Source organism: Aeromonas sp. ASNIH7 (assembly GCF_002903485.1).
GTDB lineage: Bacteria > Pseudomonadota > Gammaproteobacteria > Enterobacterales > Aeromonadaceae > Aeromonas > Aeromonas caviae.
The window spans coordinates 3,840,948-3,858,413 of the sequence record NZ_CP026226.1; the positions used below are offsets into that span (position 1 = coordinate 3,840,948).

The window sequence follows — 17,466 nt, forward strand, 5'->3', positions numbered from 1 at the left end:
GAACCCCGGGGGTTCGGCTTTTTTGTGGGCACTGCTCAGGGCCTTGAGCAGACCGGGCAGTCGGGGCGTTTGGGAAGCTTCAGCTCGCGAAAGCTGCCACCCAGACCGTCGATCATCAGCAGGCGGCCACTGTAGCTTTTGCCCATGCCCGCCAGCAGCTTGATGGCTTCGAGCGCCTGCAGGCTGCCCACCAGTCCCACCACGGGGGCCAGTACCCCCGCCTCGACACAGGTGAGGGCCTGATCGCCAAAGAGGGCGCTGAGACAGGCGTAGCAGGGCTCATCCTTCTGCCAGGTGAAGCTGCACAGCTGCCCTTCCAGCCGGATGGCGGCGCCGCTGACCAGGGGCACCTTGTGCTGGCGGGCACGCTGGTTGAGGAGGTTGCGGATGGCGACGTTGTCGGTGCAGTCGAGCACCAGCTGATGGTCTGGCAGCAGGGCATCGAGCAGCGCCTCGTCGGCGAGGGCGGCGTGGGTTTCCACCTCGAGCCAGGGGGTGAGGGCGCGCAGGGACGTCGCCGCGGACTCCACCTTGAGCTGGCCGATGCGCTCGTCGCTGTGCAGCACCTGGCGCTGCAAATTGGAGAGCTCCACCCGATCGAAATCCACCAGGGTGAGGTGGCCGACCCCGGCCACCGCCAGATACTGGCTGGCGGCGCAGCCCAGGCCCCCGGCGCCGATGACCAGCACGCGGGATTGCTTGAGCGCCTCCTGCCCCTCGAAGTCGAAGGATTTGAGCACGATCTGGCGGTTGTAGCGAAGGAGCTCGGCGTCGCTCATGATCTCGCTCACAGCAGCAGCCCCGAGAAGGGCTCGACGGTGACCGTCTCACCGGCGGCCACCTTGCCGCGCTCCTGCTCGAGCACGATGTAGCAGTTGGCCCGGGACAGGGAGCTGAACACCCCGGAGTCCTGGGAGCCGGTGCTGCGTACCTCGAGACCATTCGGGCCCACGCTCAGGATGCCGCGCTGGAAGTCCAGGCGCCCCGGGCTCTTCTTGAGCGGCGCTGTCGCCAGGGCCTGGAGGGGGTGCGGGCGTGCAAACTGCTGACCGGCCAGTCTGGCCAGAGCCGGTTGCACTAGCTGATCGAAGGTGACCATGGCGGAGACCGGGTTGCCCGGCAGACCGAAGAACCAGGCGTTTGGCAACCGGCCAAAGGCGAAGGGTTTGCCCGGCTTGATGGCGAGCTTCCAGAAGCCAATTTCCCCGAGCTCTTCGAGCAGTTGCTTGGTGAAGTCCGCTTCCCCCACCGAGACTCCCCCGGTGGTGATAAGGGCATCGGCCTCGCGGTCGGCCTGCAAGAAGGCGGCGCGCAGGGCCTCCGGATCATCGGGAATGATGCCAAGGTCCAGGCACTCACAGCCCATGCGGCTCAGCATCGCCTTGACCCCGTAGCGGTTGGAGTCGTAGATGTCCCCGTGCTGGAGCGGGGTGCCCAGAGGCTTGAGCTCGTCCCCTGTGCTGAAGATGGCGACCCTGAGGGGACGGCGCACCGTGACGTTCGCGATGCCAAGGGAGGCGAGCAGCGGCAGCTCCCTGGGGCTCAGGCGCAGGCCGCTTTCGAGCACCCGGGCGCCCTGCGCCAGATCCTCGCCGCGGCGACGGATGTTCTGGCCAGGCGTGGGCGCGGTCAGGAAAGTGATCCCGTTGTCGCCGGCTTGCGTTTCTTCCTGCATCACCACAGCGTCTGCACCCGGGGGCACAGGGGCCCCGGTCATGATGCGGATGCAGTGGCCGGCGGGCCACTCCCCCTCATAGGGCTGGCCCGCAAAGGCCTTGCCCGCCACTGGGAGCGGCACCCCGGCGGCGAGATCCGCCAGGCGCACGGCATAGCCGTCCATGGCGGCGTTGTCGAAGGGGGGGACGAAGAGGGGGGAGCTTATCTCCTCGGCCAGGATCCGATCCAGCGCCTGTGGCAGGGGCAACTGCTCCGTCTCGCAGCAGCAGGTGAGTTGTTCCAGCATCCCTTGCAGGGCCTTGTCCAAGGGGAGGAGTGCACCGGTATCGAATCCCATCATCATGACCTCTCTGGTGTGTAGGGGGCGGATTATCCCAAAAATCCGCTCCGATGGGCAGGCCGAAGGTGCGGTAATGGGGGGCAGATGCCCCGGAGTGATCGGATTATGGGGCGCTATCCCGTTGAATTACCTCCTGATGGGTAACCAGGGCGAGGCTTGCGCGGGATGGCAGGTGGGGAAGAGGCGGCACGGCCGTGCGCCTTGCCCCCGAATGGGCAGGCCGGTGCGGACAAAACGGGGTGGTTTGGCATAAAGTCGGGCACCGGGCTTGAGTTAGACAGAATTATGACAATAATCGCCCTGTAAGATTGCGCCGCGGCACCATGCCGCAGGCCAGCACAGTCCCTGAGCGTGGGAGAGAAACACGATGACGAGCTTAAGCCAGGAAGCCCTGTTGGTCAGGGCGGCGCTCGAGGCCGAGGGCCTTGAGACACCTCTGGTGGCCAATGAATTGAGCGGCCAGCAGAAAAAGGAAAAAATCGAAGGTCATATGCGCGCCATCATGGAGACGCTGGGACTGGATCTGGCCGACGACAGTCTGGCCGAGACCCCGCACCGCATTGCCAAGATGTACGTGAACGAGATCTTCTCCGGCCTCGACTATGCCACCTTCCCCAAGGTGACGGTGATCGAGAACAAGATGAAGGTGGATGAGATGATCATGGTGCGGGACATCAGCCTTACCAGCACCTGCGAGCACCACTTCGTCACCATAGACGGCTTTGCCCACGTGGCCTACATTCCCCGCGGCAAGGTGATTGGCCTGTCGAAGATCAACCGCATCGTGCAGTTCTTCGCCCGTCGTCCCCAGGTACAGGAGCGGCTGACCCAGCAGATCCTGCTGGCGTTGCAGACCCTGCTTGGCACCAGGGACGTGGCCATCAGCATCAAGGCGACCCACTTCTGCGTGAAGGCCCGTGGCGTGATGGACTCCACCTCCTACACCACCACCACCTCCCTGGGCGGCGTCTTCAAGACCCAGCCCGACACCCGCGCCGAGTTCCTCGGTGGTCTGAAAGGGTAGTGCTCCCGGGGCCTGTCGCCGACAGGCCCCGTCCCCTTTTCCTCACTTTTTTTGAAAAATACCTAAAGTTGTGACCGTGCCGGTCGCTATGGCTCTCCGTGTTGTCGGACGGTCTGGTTGACGCCGACACCCCGGGCCCGCCCTTGTGCGCGCCGACAGGGACGAGATGTGCTGCCAAGGAGGGTAGTGAAGGCGCAGGCCAGGCCTGCGCCCAGCAATGCCACTTGTTTTCCCCCATGCAGGACATGCCATGAACACCATGACGATAGGCAAAAAACTTACCGCCGGCTTTGCCGTACTCGGCCTGATGATGGCCTTTATCGGCGGCTTCTCGCTGTTTGAATTCAGCAAGATGAACCGCGCCGCCATCGGCTTTACCGACAGTATCCTGCCCGCCGTCGTGCGCACCAGCACCCTCGGCGAGACCATCAATGCCCTGCGCCGCTACGAACTGGATGTCTTCCTGGTGGCGGACGATGCCCAGCAGAAGGCCCGATATCGCAACGAGAGCGAGAAGAGCCTGCAAGAGGCTGCGCGCCAGATAGTGGCCCACGATGGCACCATCTGGGCGGAGGATCGGGAGGAGCGCCGCGCCTTTGACATCGTCAAGGCGGACTGGGAGCGATATGTCGCCCTGCACCAGCGCATCCGGCAGATGCAGGATTCGGGACAGATGGCCGAAGCCCAGCACCTCTTCATGGGGGAGGGGGTTACCCTCTATACCAATCTGACCAAGTCGGTGGGGGATCTCATCCGCATCAACCACGGCTACTCCGTGGGCTCCCGCGCCGAGGTGATCGCCGCCTTTGACAGCGCCAAGCTGAGCGTGACCCTGGCCCTGGTGATCGGCCTGGCCCTGGTTGTCGCCCTCTCCGTGGTACTGACCCGCCAGATCCGTGACCCGCTCATCATGCTGGCCCGTCAGGCCCAGCGCATTGCGAGCGGCGATCTCGGTCGGGGCGAGCTGCAGGAGTGGATCCGCGGCAACCGCTTCAACCGCGACGAGCTGGGGCAGCTGGGGTCGGCCATCGACCGGATGCAGGGGGCACTGGCAGAGCTGGTGAGCGAAATCTCCGGCTCGGTGAGCCAGCTCAGCAGCGCGGTAGAGGAGGTGAGCGCCATCTCCGAGCAGTCCGCCAAAGGCATGGCAAGCCAGCAGGGAGAGGTCTCCCAGGTCGCCACCGCCATGAACGAGATGCAGTCCACCGTCAATGAGGTGGCTCGCAACACCACGGACGCCATGGGGGCGGCCAAGCAGGCTTCCCGCACCTCCACCCAGGGCAACCAGGTGGTACGCAGCGCCATCGGCAGCATAGAGCAGGTCTCCCGTCAGATAGAGCAGGCCGGGAGCGTGGTGCAGCAACTGGAGACCGACAGCGCCAGCATCAGCATGGTGCTGGACGTGATTCGCGGCATCGCCGAGCAGACCAACCTGCTGGCACTGAATGCGGCCATCGAAGCGGCCCGTGCCGGCGAGCAGGGTCGTGGCTTTGCGGTGGTGGCGGACGAGGTGCGCAGTCTGGCCCAGCGCACCCAGGCGTCCACCGCCGAGATCAGCAAGATGATCGAAGTGCTTCAGGAGCGCACCGCCGAGGCGGGCAGCGCCATGCAGCTGAGCCGTCAGCAGATGCAGGAGAGCGTGGAGCTGGCGCGGGAGGCGGGGAGCAGCATCGACAGCATCAACGGTGCCGTCACCCAGATCACCGACATGAACACCCTGATCGCCACCGCCACCGAGCAGCAGAACGCGGTTACCGAGGAGCTCAATCGCAGCATCGTCAAGATCCACACCGCCGCTGACGAGAATGCCCAGGGGGCGCAGCAGACCGCCCAGGCCTGCGTCGAGCTGAGCAGGCTGGCCACCTCGCTGCACCATATGACCCAGCGCTTCACCCTCTGAGTCTTGCTGTCACCCGGCACAGCGCAGAAGGCCCCGCCAATCGGCGGGGCCTTGTCGTTTCTGGCTGGACCTGGGCGCCGTCAGCTCAGGCCGACAATCTCCCCGTCATCGTCGATGTCGATATGGTGTTCAGGGACGGCAGGCTGCTAGCCTGTACGTCAGCTCAGGCCGACAATGTCGCCGTCATCGTCGATGTCGATATGGTGTTCAGGGAGGGCAGGCTGCCAGCCAGCACGTCAGCTCAGGCCGACAATCTCCCCGTCATCGTCGATGTCGATATGACGATAGGCCGGCAGACTGCCCAGGCCCGGCATGGTCATGATGGGGCCTGCCAGGGCATAGACGAAGCCTGCCCCCGCGCAGAGTTTCACCTCCTCGATGGGCACCTCGAAGTCCGTCGGCACGCCCTTCCTGGCCGGGTCATGGCTGATGGAGAGCGGCGTCTTGGCCATGCAGACGGGCAGGTGATCCTGGCCCTCTGCCGAGAGTCTGGCCAGTTGCTGGCGCGCCTTGTCCGAGAGGGTGACGCCCCGGCCACCATAGCCGCACTCCACCAGGGTGGCGAGCTTGGCGACAAGGCTCATCTCATCGGGGTAGAGCAGCCTGACCTCACTGGGCTGCTTGCAGGCCGCCACCACGGCGTGAGCCAGATCCGCCGCGCCCGCGCCACCGTCAGTGAAGGTCCGGGAGAGGGCGACCCCACAGGCACCGGCCTGGCGCGCCGCCTCCTCCAGCAGGGCCAGCTCGGCGTCGCTGTCGGTGGGGAAGCGGTTGATGGCGACCACCACGGGCACCCCGTAACGGCGGGCGTTGTGAATATGCCAGGCGAGGTTGGCGCACCCCGCTGTCAGGGTGGGCAGATCTTCCCCTTGCAGGCTGGCCGGCAGCGGCTGGCCCGGCCGGATGTCGAGCAGACCGCTGTTGGCCTTGAGGCCGCGCACCGTAGCCACCAGCACCACGCAGGCGGGGGCGAGGCCGGATTGGCGATACTTGATGTTGAAGAACTTCTCCAGCCCCATGTCGGAGCCAAAACCCGCCTCGGTCACCACATAGTCGGCAAGACCCAGCGCCATGCGATCGGCGATGACGGAGGAGTTGCCGTGGGCGATGTTGGCAAAGGGGCCGGCGTGGACCAGCACAGGGGTCTGCTCCGTGGTCTGCATCAGGGTGGGCTTGAGGGCGTCTTTGAGCAGCACCGTCATGGCCCCCGCCACTTCCAGCTGCTCGGCGGTGATGGGCTTGCCGCGCTGGTCGAGGGCGAGCTGGATGCGGCCGATACGCGCGCGCAAGTCCTTGAGATCCCTGGCCAGCGCCAGAATGGCCATCAGCTCGGAGGCGGCGGTGATGACGAAGCGATCGGGACGCTCGACACCATCGGCAGCGCCGCCCTGGCCGAGGGTGAGGTGGCGAAGCGCCCGGTCGTTCATGTCCAGGGTGCGGGGCCAGAGGATGTTGGCCGGGTCGATATCGAGCCGCGCCAGGCCGGTTCTGGCGCTGAACTGGTCACCGAGTTTGCGTTCATGGAACAGGCGGGCATCCAGGGCGGCAGAGGCCAGGTTGTGGGCGGCGGTGAGGGAGTGAAAATCCCCGGTGAGGTGCAGGTTCATCTCCTCCATCGGCACCACCTGGGCCATGCCGCCTCCGGCGGCGCCCCCCTTGACCCCGAAGACGGGGCCGAGGCTCGGTTGGCGAATGGTGGCGATGCTGGGCTGGCCGATGTGGTTGAGCCCCATGGAGAGGCCGATCGTGGTGACCGTCTTGCCCTCCCCAAGGGGGGTGGGCGTGATGGCGCTCACCAGCACCAGCTTGCCGGGCTCGCGGGCGGGGGCGTGATGGAGCAGCGCGAGGTCGAGTTTGCCCTTGTAATGGCCGTGGGGGTGGAGATGGGCGGCCGCTATGCCGAGCTGCGCTGCCACCTCGGCGATGGGCAGGCGGGGGGACTGGCGGGAGATCTCGATATCGCTTAGCATCAGCACCTCGTTGGCATGTCAGGTCAAATATGCGGCGAAGTCTAGAGGAATCAACAGGGTAATCCAATGAGCAATACTATTTTATCCGGCAGTCGTGAACCCCATCAAAGCCCCATCCTGCTGGATCTCAACGCCCTCTATCACCCGCCCAAACGGCCCCTCACCGCCCTTGGCATCGTCAGCGCCTTCATCCCGCTCTTTGGCTACGGCTGGCAGGCGATGACCCAGGATCCCGAGACCCACTTTCGCCACGAGCTCGGCAAGCGCATCAACAAGCACAAGAGCGACGAGGCGAACCTCGCCCTGATGATGCAGTTGGCGGCCATGCTGGATTGCCACTGCCTGCACGTCACCCTGCCCTATGCGCTGGGGGAGGCCGAACTCGCCGCCTTGCGCCAGCGTCTGCCACGCTGGCAGATGAGCCAGCAGGATCACCTGCTGGTGGCCGAGCTGATGCCCACCCCCTGAGCCCGGGCTCAGGTCTCCCTGTCCCAGTAGTGGGGCGCCAGATAGCGCTCCTGCACGAATTCGATGAAGCAGCGCACTTTGGCCGACACGAAACGGCGGTGCGGATAGAGGGCATAGAGCCCCACCTGCCCCTTCTCCCACTCCAGCAACAAGGGGACCAGCGCCCCCGAGCGCAGCGCATCCCCCACGATGAAGCTGGGCTGCAAGATGATGCCCTGGTGGTCGCAGGCGGCCCGGGTCAGGGCCACCCCGTTGTTGGCGCGAAGGGGCCCCTGGGGGCGGATGCTGTGCTCCTCCCCATCCCGTTTGAAGACCCAGTCCGGCTGGGTCAGGGTGTAGATGAGGCAGTCGTGCTGCTTGAGATCCTCCGGGGTCTTCGGCCTGCCCCGGCGGGCCAGGTAGTCGGGGCTGGCGCACACCACCATCTTCATCATGGCGAGCGGCTTGGCCACCAGGGAGGAGTCCGGCAGGTTGCCGATGCGCAGCGCCAGGTCGAACCCCTCCTCCACCAGGGCCACCCGCCGGTCGCTGTACTCAATCTCGAGCTTCAAGTCCGGGTAGCGCTCGCGAAACAGGGGCAGGGCGGGGGAGAGGTGCAGGTAGCCGAAATCCATGGGCACCGAGAGCTTGAGGGTGCCCTGGGGCTGCTGGTTGTTGTGGGTGAGCTGGCTGTGGGTCTCTTCGAGCTCCGCCAGCAGGGCCAGGGAGCGCTGGTAGTAGAACTGGCCCGCCTCGGTGGGGTTGACCTGGCGGGTGGTGCGCGACAACAGCCGGGTGGAGAGGGACTCCTCGAGCTGCTGCATCAGCTTGGAGGTCATGGCGACCGAGATCCCGAGCTGGTGGGCGGCCTTGGTGAAGCTCTGGCACTCCACCACCTTGATGAAGGTGCGCATGGCGGCTATCTGATCCATATTCCACTCTCGGTTGATAATTATTTTAATAAATCGATGATTATCTATTATCGATAGGAGGTTAGCATTTTGTTCACCGTTGTGAACCCCCAATGAAGGAACGATCGGAATGAAAATGACCAAGGCCCTGCTGGCCTCCTGCCTGTTTATGGCGGCTCCCCTGATGGCTGCCGATTACGATGTCGATGCAGCGCACACCACAGTCCAGTTCAAGGTGGGCCACCTCGGCTTCTCCGAACTGGTCGGCCGGTTCAACACCTTCAGTGGCACCTTCAGCATGGACGACGCCAACCCGGCGGCGGCCAAGGCGAGCTTCGAGATCGATGCCGCCAGCGTGGATTCCAACCACGAGGCCCGCGACAAGCACCTGCGCAGCCCCGACTTCCTGGACGTGAAGCAGTACCCCAAGATGACCTTCGTCAGCACCGGCTATGAAGGCACCAAGGACAAAGGCGTGCTCAAGGGCACCCTGACCCTGCACGGCGTGTCCAAGGACGTGGCCTTCGACCTGGTCCACATTGGCGAGGGCAAGGATCCCTGGGGCGGCTACCGCAGCGGCTTCAACGCCACCACCACCATCAAGCGCAGCGAGTTCGGCGTGAACTACATGGTGCCGAACATCCCTGACGAGATGACCATCAACCTGTTCGTTGAAGGCGTGCGCAAGTAATGGGCGCAGCACTCCTGCTTCAAACCCTGGCGGCTCCTTTAGGGGCCGCTTTGCTGTCGTGGCGCTGGCCGCGGCTGGGCTATCTGTGGGGCGCCCTGGGGATCTGGCTGGTGGGCTGCCTGCTGGGCGGTGCCTATGGCCTGCCGGTGAAGGCGTGGCAGTGGCTGCCGCTGACCCTGCTGGTGCCCGCCCTGACCCAGGGTACCAGCAAGGGGGTCGCCCTCGCGCTGTTCGGGGGGCTGGGCGCCCTGGTGTGGTGGCAGGGGCTGGCCTCCGTGCTGGCGAGCGAGCCCGGGATCTGGCTGGCCCTGCTACCCGCCATCCTCTGGTCTGGCTGGACGAGCTGGCGCGGTGACAGCGAGGAAGGGCTCGGCTTCGCCCTGGCCTTCATCTGGCTGGCGCTGGTCATCGGCATCGATGGCAGCCTGCTCATCGCCCAGCTGACGGGGGCCCTGGCCGCGTTTGCCGGATTCCGTGCCCTGCTCGGCGCCTTTGCAGGGGTCAAGGTGACCCCGGCCGCCCTGGGGCTGGCACTCGCCTTCGTGCAGATGCTCGCCTGGCAGTACGTGGAAGTGCCCCTGCTGGTGCTGCTGCCGGTCTGGTTGTTGCCGCTGCTGGAACGAGTCCTGCACGGGCGCCCGGGACTCTCTCGCTGGGGGGTCTTGATCCTGGTGGCGGCCGTCGGTGCCGGAGTGAGTCTGTGGTGGGTATGGCCAGAGGCGTCACTTTACTGATTTCTGCATGAAAAACAGGCTATTACCTTAGAAATTGATGGGCTTGTCAAAGTCTGGACAGATAAAGATTGAGACCCATGGTGCTTTCGGATAAAAAGGATTTTCAATTATCTGGATACACACAGAACCCGGCTATGCCGGGTTCTGTTTGCCTGCTTTCCCGCGGCACGCTAAGGAGGCCACAGTTGCGCAGTCAGGGATCTGAGCATCTGTTTTTTCGCCATTTCACCGAACAGGGATGTCTTGGGGATCTCTGCATCCTGCTGGTGACCCACCTGCTTCCCGACAGACCCGACTTCATCCAGGTGCTCGATCGGGTGGGCCGGGTCGGTGCCATCCTGCCCAAACCCAAGTCCGTGCATGGACCGACGCTGGCCTGGGCTCAGCAGCACTACCCCGTGCTGCCCCTCAATCGCCACTGGACCTCGGATCCCGGTGAGGTGATCGCCCAGATTGCCCCCCTGGTGATGTCCCACGAGCGGCTCATCATCCTCGACATCGGCGGCTACTTCGCCAAGAGCCAGGCGGTACTGGCCGAGCACTTTGGCGCACGTTTCATCGGGGTGGTGGAGATGACCGAGAACGGCCATCAGCGGTATGAGCAGGAGTCCCTGGCGGCCCCTGTCATCTCGGTGGCCCGCAGCCCCCTCAAGCAGGCGGAAGATATCCAGATCGGCCTGAGCGTGGTCTACTCCGCGGAGTCCCTCGCGCGTACCCTGAGGCGTACCTTCAATGTCTGCCAGGCCGCCCTGTTCGGCTATGGCAAGGTGGGGCGCAGCATCGCCCGGGAACTGCGCTGTCGCAACCTGCATCTGGAGCTGGTGGAGACGGATGCCCTGCGCCAGGTGGAGGCGCTCTCCCACGGCTTCAAGCTGGTGAACAAGGCCGAGGCCCTGGGCCGCGCCGAGCTGGTGATCTGCTCCACCGGCAACGGCTCCCTCGATATATCCGATCTGCAGGCCCTGCGCCCCGGCGCCATGCTGGCCTCGGTCACCTCCGCCGACGACGAATTCGCCTTCAGCCTCGCCCAGCTGCCCTGGCCGAGCGAGGAGGTGTGTCCCCATGTGCTGGCCCTGACCCGGCCGGACGGCAGCACCATCTTTTTGCTCAACCGGGGGGAGGCGGTCAACTTCGTCCACGGCGCCGTCATCGGCGAATATGTCTACCTCGTGCTGGCGGAGATCATCGAAGGGGTGCACCAACTGGCCCATCAGGCATCCACCCCGGGCCTTCACGAACTGCCCCAGGCCACCATGCAGCGCATCGCTCGCCACTGGTTGACCGATTTTCACGGAGTCACCCCATGACAGACACCCATTTGCCCCTCGCGAAACCGCGCATCGAAATCCGTTACTGCACCCTCTGCCGCTGGATGCTGCGAGCCGCCTGGCTCGCCCAGGAGCTGCTCTCCACCTTCGACGGCGAACTGGGCGAGGTGGCCCTGGTGCCCGCCAGCAAGGGGGAGTTTCGCATCCTGGTGGACGGGGTGCTGGTTTGGGACAGGGTGGCCGACGAGGGCTTCCCCGAGGCCAAGGAGATCAAGCAGCGGGTGCGGGATGTCATCGCCCCGGAGCGGGATCTCGGCCATGCGGATCGCAAACCCGCAGCCGAGTAGGCGGCATCACCCATGATGTGAAAGAGGGAGGCGCAGGCCTCCCTCTTTCGTTGCAGCGCCGGTCAACGGTCGCCAGAGGTGACCAGCGCTTCCCCGGCGGGGAGGCCGATATAGCGGGCCCGCTTGTGGGGCTTGATGCGGCTCACGTCCACCCACACCAGGCCGTCGATGCAGTGGTTGAAGTCCGGGTCGATGCCAAAGTCCATGAACTGCACGCCCCCCGGCTCGCACAGCTCGGCGTACTGCTTGTAGAGGGTGGGAATGGCGCAGCCCAGATTGTCGAGCCCTGCCTTGAGCACCTTGAGGTCGTCCCCGTAATCGCGCCCCTCGAACAGCGTCGGCGTGGCGGGATAGGGGCGGCGGGAAGGGGCGAGGGCAAGGGCGGGGGCGAAGTGCTGGCGATAGAAGCTCACCAGCAGATCCTTGGCCGCCGGCGGCAGGCTGCCGGAGAGGGTGACGGGCCCGAACAGGTAGCGGTATTGGGGATAGCGGGCCAGATAGGCCCCGATGCCGAACCAGAGGTAATCGAGCCCCCGCTTGCCCCAGTAGGCGGGCTGGATGAAGCTGCGGCCAAGCTCGATGGCCTGTTCCAGCCGGGGCAGCAGCTTCTCTTCGAAGCCGAACAGGGTGTGGCTGTAGAGGCCATCCAGCCCCTTGCTGGCCAGCCGTTCGGCCACCGGGGCGAAACGGTAGGCGCCGATGATGTCGAGGCGGGCGGGATCCCAGAGGATGAGGTGGTGATAGTCATCGTCGAAGGCATCGAGATCCCGCCGCTTGCCCGAGCCTTCCCCCACCGCCCGAAAGGCGATCTCCCGCAGGCGCCCCAGCTCACGCAGGATCACCGAGTGGCTCTGCTCGTGGCGGCGATAGAGCAGGATGCGCTGGCCGTCCGGGGTCTGGCCGAGCAGCTCGCACCCGTCGATGGCCTGTTTCAGCAGGCGGCGATCCTCCGGCAGGGCGATGGGGGCCTCGGTCTGCAACCGTCCCGCCTTGCCCCGAGCGATTCGGTAGAGGTGGCCACGCACCAGCCGGGCCGCCGTCTTGGCCGGCAGCTCCTGAAAACTGGCGAGGGGAATGCGCGCCCCTATGGTCACCGGCAGCGTCTGCCCCTGCTGGCGAAACAGCTGGCGCACCAGCAGCAGGGCGGAGGCGGGCTTGTTGAGCCAGGAGGCGAGATAGAACCAGAGGCTGTTGCGCCCTCCCAGGTGAATGGGCACCAGGGGCGTTCGGCTGCGCTGGGCCAGCTTGATGAAGCCGGCCTGCCAGGGGCCATCCTTCACCCCCTTGGGGCCGAGGCGGGAGACCTCGCCTGCGGGGAAGATAACCAGGGCCCCGTCGGCGGCAAGGTGTTCGTTCATGGCGAGGATGGCCTGCCTGTCGGTCTTGCCCCCCAGGTTGTCCACCGGCAATAGCAATGGGCGCAGCGGCGCGAGCTGGGCCAGCACCTGGTTGGCCACTATCTTGACGTCGGGGCGGATGCGCCCGATGAGGCGCAGCAGGGCCAGCCCGTCCAGGGAGCCGATGGGGTGGTTGGCGACAAGAATGACCCGGCCGCTGGCGGGAATGTGCTCGAGCTCGGCCTCGCTCACCCGGTAGTCGAAGTGGAGCTCGGTGAGGGCCTGCTCGACGAAGTCCAGACCGCGCAGGTGGGGATGGCGCGCGGCAAAGCGGGTGAAGGCCTCTTCGTGCAGCAACCAGCGCAGCCCCTGCCTCATCAGGGGACGGAGGCGGGGCTGGCTGGCGAGGCGGGGCAGGTGCTGCCCCAGCAGGGTATCGACGTCGAACATGGGCAAGGCTCCGCTGAACTTTGCCCCAGCTTGACGCCCCTGCGTGCCTTTCGTGTGTCGGTTGGGTGACGGTTTGATGACGGGGCGAGCCCCGTCCTTGCCCCCTTACTCTGCCCGCCAGGCAGAGGTGAGGCGCACCAGCGCCACCAGGGTGGCGACCGCTTTTTCCATGGATTGCAGGGGGATGAACTCGTGCTTGCCGTGGAAGTTGTGGCCGCCGGTGAACAGGTTCGGACAGGGCAGCCCCATGAAGGAGAGCCGGGCGCCGTCGGTGCCGCCGCGAATGGGTGTGATCTTGGGCACCACGTCGGCGGCCTCCATGGCGGCTTTGGCCAGCTCGACGATGTGGGGATGGGGCGCTATCTGGCTGTGCATGTTGCGGTAGTTGTCCACTATTTCCAGGGTGATGCGCGCCTTGGGTGCGTCCAGCTGAAGGGAGGCGACCCGCTCCTTGAGCTGGGCCTTGCGGGCGGCGAAGCAGTCATCGTCGAAGTCGCGGATGAGGTAGTGCAGGGTGGTCTCCTCCACCGTGCCCTCCATCCGGGCCAGGTGGAAGAAGCCCTCATACCCCTGGGTGCACTCCGGGGTCTGTTCGGCGGGCATGGCGGCATGGAAGCGGGCGGCCAGGGTCTGGCTGTTGATCATGCTGCCCTTGGCGGTGCCGGGGTGGACGTTGTTGCCTGTGATGCGCACCGTGGCGCTGGCGGCGTTGAAGTTCTCGCATTCGAGCTCGCCGAGCTCGCCGCCATCCACCGTGTAGGCCCACTTGGCCGGGAAGCGGTCCAGCGGGAAGCGGTCGGCACCGCGCCCTATCTCCTCGTCCGGGGTAAAGCCGACCCAGACATCGCCACGGGGGATCTCGGGGTGAGCCTGCAGGTATTCCACGGCGGTGAGGATCTCGGCGATGCCCGCCTTGTCGTCGGCCCCCAGCAGTGTGGTGCCGTCGGTGGTGATGAGATCCTGCCCCAGGTAGTTTTTCAGGAAGCGGTACTGGCGGATGGCCAGCACCTCATCCCCCTTGCCAAGGCAGATATCGCCCCCCTGATAGTGCTCGACTATCTGGGGGACGACGCATTCGGCCTCGTAATCGGCGGTGTCCATGTGGGCGATGAGCCCGATGGCGGGGGCATCCGGCTGGTTGCCCGGCAGGCAGGCGGTGAGGTAGCCATGCTCGTCCAGGGTGACCTGGCTCAGCCCCATCTGCGTCATTTCGTCGCACAGGGCCCGGGCGAAGAGGCGCTGTCCCTCGCTGCTGGGGCAGGCAGGATTGGTCGCATCGGAACGTGTATGAAAGGTGAGGTAGTGGAGAAAGCGCGAAAGCAGGGTGTTCATGGGCAAGCCTCGGGTCACGAAAGAGGAGTCATTGTGGCCAAGACGGCGGCGCCGCTTATTGCGTCAGCGCAGTTTTTGATGACTTTGTGGGGGAGAGGAGGGCCATCGAGGGGGAGGGGCAGGGATCATCGCTCGGCACCTTGCATAAAAATTCCAAAATAAAAACTGGTTAAGCAATTGCGAAAAAGCTGAATTTCCCCTCGGCCCAGCGCTGGCAAGGGGTGACCCAAAAAGCGTGACGTATTGGTTATTTTCATCGCCTCGCCCACGCACTCCCATCCCCCGCCATCCCAGAGCCCGCCTTGCTGGCAGCGAGATTTTGCCCCCCGATGAAAACCCGTTTTTTAACACGATTTTTTATTGTCACTGGCTGCGGTAAGTGTGTACACTCCGCGCCGATCCAAGGGCAACCCTGCGCAGGCCGTGTCCGCCAGACCCGCAGGATCATGACGCCTATAGGGCGAGGCACGCAGAAACGACAGACACTGCTGGGGAATGGTTTCTTTAATACCGGTTAGGCTCCGGTATCAGGGAGAACAACGGACTCTCATCTTTCAGCTGACCGAGTGGGCTTCGGGCTCATCATCTCCCTTGTCATGGGCGGTCACTGGCGTTGAGCGGGTCGTAGTGGTTGTCGTCCATCAACACGATGCGTGCTGACGTCTTCCCTTCTCTTCCTTGAAACCCTCTCCTGTCCGTCGGGATGGCTGCCGAATGATGAACAAACGGCGTGGCTGATGCCGATTGTCATCAAAGTACCGCGGTACGCCGGCAAGGTGTTACCGCATACCGTTGAGCTTGATGTAAAGCCACCAGCCCCACATCAAGACTCGTTACTTCCCAAGATCCACCAGGCAGCCTTGGCTTGCCGCGATGTGCAATGAACAGGATGTGGCGGAGCATGCTCCGTTGCGGGTCCAACGTCAGCAGGCCGCTCTGGCTTGCCGCATTTTGCAATCAATGGTCTGGATGTGATTGAGGGTAACGAAGGCGGCCCACGGCCGCTCATTTGCGAGGCATAGCCCATGACTAACTGGTCCAGCAAGGACTCCTTGAAGGTCTACAACGTTCCCTACTGGGGTGCGGGTTTTTTCAATATCAATGACGCCGGTCATGTGACCGTCTCTCCCGACAAGTCTCGCCCCGAGGCTCAGATCGTGCTGTCCGAGGCCATCGAGCAACTGCGCCAGTCCGGGCTGACCACGCCGGTGTTGCTGCGTTTCCCCGACATCCTCAAGAGCCGGGTCGATGCGCTGTTCAACGCCTTCGGTCAGGCCATCGAAAAGTCAGGCTATGAAGGGGATTACCTGTGCGTTTACCCGATCAAGGTAAACCAGCAGCGCCGCGTCATCGAGACCATCAGTCAGTCCTACAGCGACAAGCCGAGGCTTGGGCTGGAAGCGGGCTCCAAGCCCGAGTTGCTGGCCGTGCTGTCCCATCATCATGAGCAAGGGTCCGTGATCGTCTGCAACGGTTACAAGGACCGCGAATACATCCGCCACGCCCTCCTGGGCAACCTGATGGGCCACAAGGTCTACATCGTGGTGGAGAAGCCCTCCGAGCTGGAAATGGTGCTCGACGAGTCTGCTCGTCTCAACATCAAGCCCAACATCGGGGTGCGCGCCCGTCTGGCGTCCACCGGCTCCGGCATGTGGGAATCGAGCGGCGGTTCCATGTCCAAGTTCGGTCTTTCTGCCTCCCAGATCCTGGCGCTGGTGGAGCGTCTGCGCAGCCTCGGCAAGCTGGACTGCCTGCAACTGCTGCACTTCCACCTGGGCTCCCAGATCGCCAACATCCGCGACATCCAGGGCGGCATCCGCGAGTGCGGCCGCTTCTATGCCGAGCTGTGCCGTCTTGGCGCCAAGGTCGAGGTGGTGGACGTGGGCGGCGGCCTGGGTGTGGACTACGAGGGCACCCGTTCCCAGAGCCACTGCTCCGCGAACTACAGCCTCTCCGAGTACGCCAACAACGTGGTCTGGGGCATCGGCGATGTGTGCCGCGAGTTCGACCTGCCGCACCCGACCATCATCAGCGAGTCCGGCCGTGCCCTGACTGCACACCACGCCGTGCTGGTCACCAACATCATTGGTGCCGAAGGGGTGGAGGTGAACGACATCAGCGCCCCGGACGAAGACGCGCCCACCATTTTGCAGAACATGTGGAAAGGCTGGCTGGACCTGCGCGGGGAAGATCCCTCCCTTCTGGAGATCTTCCACGACTCCGTGGCGGATCTCGGTGACGTCAACGCCCAGTACACCATGGGCCTCTTGAACCTGGAGCAACGCGCCTGGGCCGAGATGCTGCACCAGAACACCTGTCTGGCGCTCAAGGAGCTGCTGAACCCGGTCAACCGCAACCACCGCGCCCTGGCCGACGAGCTCTCCGAGAAACTGGCTGACAAGTGCTTTGCCAACTTCTCCCTGTTCCAGTCCCTGCCGGATGCCTGGGGTATCGGTCAGGTGTTCCCGGTGATGCCGCTGGCCGGCCTCGATCGTCCGCTCACCCGCCGCGGCATCCTGATGGACATCACCTGTGACTCCGATGGTCAGGTGGAGCACTACGTCGACGGTCTGGGGGTGGAAAGCACCCTGCCAATGCCGGTCTACGGTGAGCACGAAGAGTGCCACGTCGGCTTCTTCCTGGTGGGTGCCTATCAGGAGATCCTGGGGGATCTGCACAACCTGTTCGGTGACACCCACTGCGCGGAAGTGTGGCTGGATGAAGAAGGCAAGATGGACATCCGCAACGTGGTGCGTGGCGACACCGTCGACCAGCTGCTGCGTTACGTCAACATCGACCCCTCCGTGATCCGCGAGAACTACCAGCGCATCGTCTCCCACCCGGCGCTGGACGACGAGACCCGCAAGGCCCTGCTCGACGAGCTGGAGCTGGGTCTGCAAGGCTACGCCTACCTGGAAGACGAATAAGCCAGCGGCTTGTTCCTCGTCGGTCAAATGACGGACATGAAAAACGGCGCCTTCGGGCGCCGTTTTTGTTGCGCTGTTGCCTGGCTGGGGCCGGTTGGCGGGCTAGGTCAC

14 protein-coding genes are annotated in these 17,466 nt (G+C 64.6%); 8 read left to right on the forward strand and 6 right to left on the reverse strand.

The window, feature by feature from the left end:
- Positions 1-35: 35 nt before the first annotated feature.
- Entirely contained in the window at positions 36-791 is a 756-nt protein-coding gene (gene moeB, locus C2U47_RS18155) for a molybdopterin-synthase adenylyltransferase MoeB (protein WP_029314282.1), read from the reverse strand.
- Complete coding sequence (gene moeA, locus C2U47_RS18160; RefSeq protein WP_010674169.1) at positions 788-2,014, reverse strand: molybdopterin molybdotransferase MoeA; 1,227 nt, start codon at positions 2,012-2,014, stop codon at positions 788-790. Before moeA ends, moeB begins: the two co-directional genes overlap by 4 nt.
- A 370-nt stretch (positions 2,015-2,384) precedes the next feature.
- Here moeA and folE point away from each other — a divergent pair, with 370 nt between their 5' ends.
- Both folE and C2U47_RS18170 read left to right on the forward strand, forming a co-directional pair.
- The gene (folE, locus tag C2U47_RS18165) at positions 2,385-3,041 is read left to right on the forward strand and encodes a GTP cyclohydrolase I FolE (protein WP_010674171.1); all 657 of its coding nucleotides are present in this window, start codon (positions 2,385-2,387) and stop codon (positions 3,039-3,041) included.
- 250 nt (positions 3,042-3,291) lie between these two features.
- Positions 3,292-4,941 (forward strand): methyl-accepting chemotaxis protein, encoded by a 1,650-nt coding sequence (locus C2U47_RS18170; protein ID WP_103261783.1) that lies wholly within the window; start codon positions 3,292-3,294, stop codon positions 4,939-4,941.
- A gap of 236 nt (positions 4,942-5,177) precedes the next feature.
- On the opposite strand, the gene C2U47_RS18175 is transcribed toward C2U47_RS18170, so the two are convergent.
- A complete protein-coding gene (locus tag C2U47_RS18175) occupies positions 5,178-6,911 on the reverse strand; it encodes a formate--tetrahydrofolate ligase (protein WP_010674173.1) in 1,734 nt (577 codons plus the stop codon).
- 66 nt (positions 6,912-6,977) lie between these two features.
- Here C2U47_RS18175 and C2U47_RS18180 point away from each other — a divergent pair, with 66 nt between their 5' ends.
- Complete coding sequence (locus tag C2U47_RS18180) at positions 6,978-7,379, forward strand: hypothetical protein (RefSeq protein ID WP_010674174.1); 402 nt, start codon at positions 6,978-6,980, stop codon at positions 7,377-7,379.
- Positions 7,380-7,387: 8 nt separating this feature from the next.
- On the opposite strand, the gene C2U47_RS18185 is transcribed toward C2U47_RS18180, so the two are convergent.
- The gene (locus tag C2U47_RS18185; RefSeq protein WP_010674175.1) at positions 7,388-8,290 is read right to left on the reverse strand and encodes a LysR family transcriptional regulator; all 903 of its coding nucleotides are present in this window, start codon (positions 8,288-8,290) and stop codon (positions 7,388-7,390) included.
- Between the two features lie 109 nt (positions 8,291-8,399).
- Between C2U47_RS18185 and C2U47_RS18190 the strand changes: the two genes are divergently transcribed.
- From C2U47_RS18190 to C2U47_RS18205, 4 genes are all read left to right on the forward strand, one after another.
- A complete protein-coding gene (locus C2U47_RS18190) occupies positions 8,400-8,960 on the forward strand; it encodes a YceI family protein (RefSeq protein ID WP_010674176.1) in 561 nt (186 codons plus the stop codon).
- The gene (locus C2U47_RS18195; RefSeq protein WP_010674177.1) at positions 8,960-9,694 is read left to right on the forward strand and encodes a hypothetical protein; all 735 of its coding nucleotides are present in this window, start codon (positions 8,960-8,962) and stop codon (positions 9,692-9,694) included. The genes C2U47_RS18190 and C2U47_RS18195 overlap by 1 nt, the downstream gene beginning before the upstream one ends.
- A 185-nt stretch (positions 9,695-9,879) precedes the next feature.
- Positions 9,880-11,001: an adenosylhomocysteinase gene (locus tag C2U47_RS18200; protein WP_010674178.1), complete on the forward strand. Its 1,122-nt coding sequence runs from the start codon at positions 9,880-9,882 to the stop codon at positions 10,999-11,001.
- Positions 10,998-11,309 carry a SelT/SelW/SelH family protein gene (locus C2U47_RS18205; protein ID WP_010674179.1) on the forward strand — a complete coding sequence of 104 codons (312 nt, stop codon included), beginning with the start codon at positions 10,998-11,000 and terminating at the stop codon, positions 11,307-11,309. Before C2U47_RS18200 ends, C2U47_RS18205 begins: the two co-directional genes overlap by 4 nt.
- A gap of 62 nt (positions 11,310-11,371) precedes the next feature.
- Here C2U47_RS18205 and C2U47_RS18210 read toward each other — a convergent pair whose 3' ends face one another.
- Both C2U47_RS18210 and pepT read right to left on the reverse strand, forming a co-directional pair.
- A complete protein-coding gene (locus C2U47_RS18210) occupies positions 11,372-13,096 on the reverse strand; it encodes a lysophospholipid acyltransferase family protein (RefSeq protein ID WP_010674180.1) in 1,725 nt (574 codons plus the stop codon).
- 105 nt (positions 13,097-13,201) lie between these two features.
- A complete protein-coding gene (gene pepT / locus C2U47_RS18215) occupies positions 13,202-14,428 on the reverse strand; it encodes a peptidase T (RefSeq protein WP_010674181.1) in 1,227 nt (408 codons plus the stop codon).
- Positions 14,429-15,453: 1,025 nt separating this feature from the next.
- Between pepT and speA the strand changes: the two genes are divergently transcribed.
- A complete protein-coding gene (gene speA, locus C2U47_RS18225; RefSeq protein WP_029314286.1) occupies positions 15,454-17,355 on the forward strand; it encodes a biosynthetic arginine decarboxylase in 1,902 nt (633 codons plus the stop codon).
- Positions 17,356-17,466: the final 111 nt, after the last annotated feature.

Excerpts from the sequence above, each read along its gene's own strand:
- moeA (WP_010674169.1), bottom strand. The coding sequence starts at position 2,014 with ATGGGATTCGATACCGGTGCACTCCTCCCCTTGGACAAGGCCCTGCAA.
- folE (WP_010674171.1), top strand. The coding sequence starts at position 2,385 with ATGACGAGCTTAAGCCAGGAAGCCCTGTTGGTCAGGGCGGCGCTCGAG.
- C2U47_RS18190 (WP_010674176.1), top strand. The coding sequence starts at position 8,400 with ATGAAAATGACCAAGGCCCTGCTGGCCTCCTGCCTGTTTATGGCGGCT.
- C2U47_RS18210 (WP_010674180.1), bottom strand. The coding sequence starts at position 13,096 with ATGTTCGACGTCGATACCCTGCTGGGGCAGCACCTGCCCCGCCTCGCC.
- C2U47_RS18175 (WP_010674173.1), bottom strand. The coding sequence starts at position 6,911 with ATGCTAAGCGATATCGAGATCTCCCGCCAGTCCCCCCGCCTGCCCATC.
- C2U47_RS18195 (WP_010674177.1), top strand. The coding sequence starts at position 8,960 with ATGGGCGCAGCACTCCTGCTTCAAACCCTGGCGGCTCCTTTAGGGGCC.
- C2U47_RS18180 (WP_010674174.1), top strand. The coding sequence starts at position 6,978 with ATGAGCAATACTATTTTATCCGGCAGTCGTGAACCCCATCAAAGCCCC.
- pepT (WP_010674181.1), bottom strand. The coding sequence starts at position 14,428 with ATGAACACCCTGCTTTCGCGCTTTCTCCACTACCTCACCTTTCATACA.
- speA (WP_029314286.1), top strand. The coding sequence starts at position 15,454 with ATGACTAACTGGTCCAGCAAGGACTCCTTGAAGGTCTACAACGTTCCC.
- C2U47_RS18185 (WP_010674175.1), bottom strand. The coding sequence starts at position 8,290 with ATGGATCAGATAGCCGCCATGCGCACCTTCATCAAGGTGGTGGAGTGC.
- C2U47_RS18170 (WP_103261783.1), top strand. The coding sequence starts at position 3,292 with ATGAACACCATGACGATAGGCAAAAAACTTACCGCCGGCTTTGCCGTA.
- C2U47_RS18205 (WP_010674179.1), top strand. The coding sequence starts at position 10,998 with ATGACAGACACCCATTTGCCCCTCGCGAAACCGCGCATCGAAATCCGT.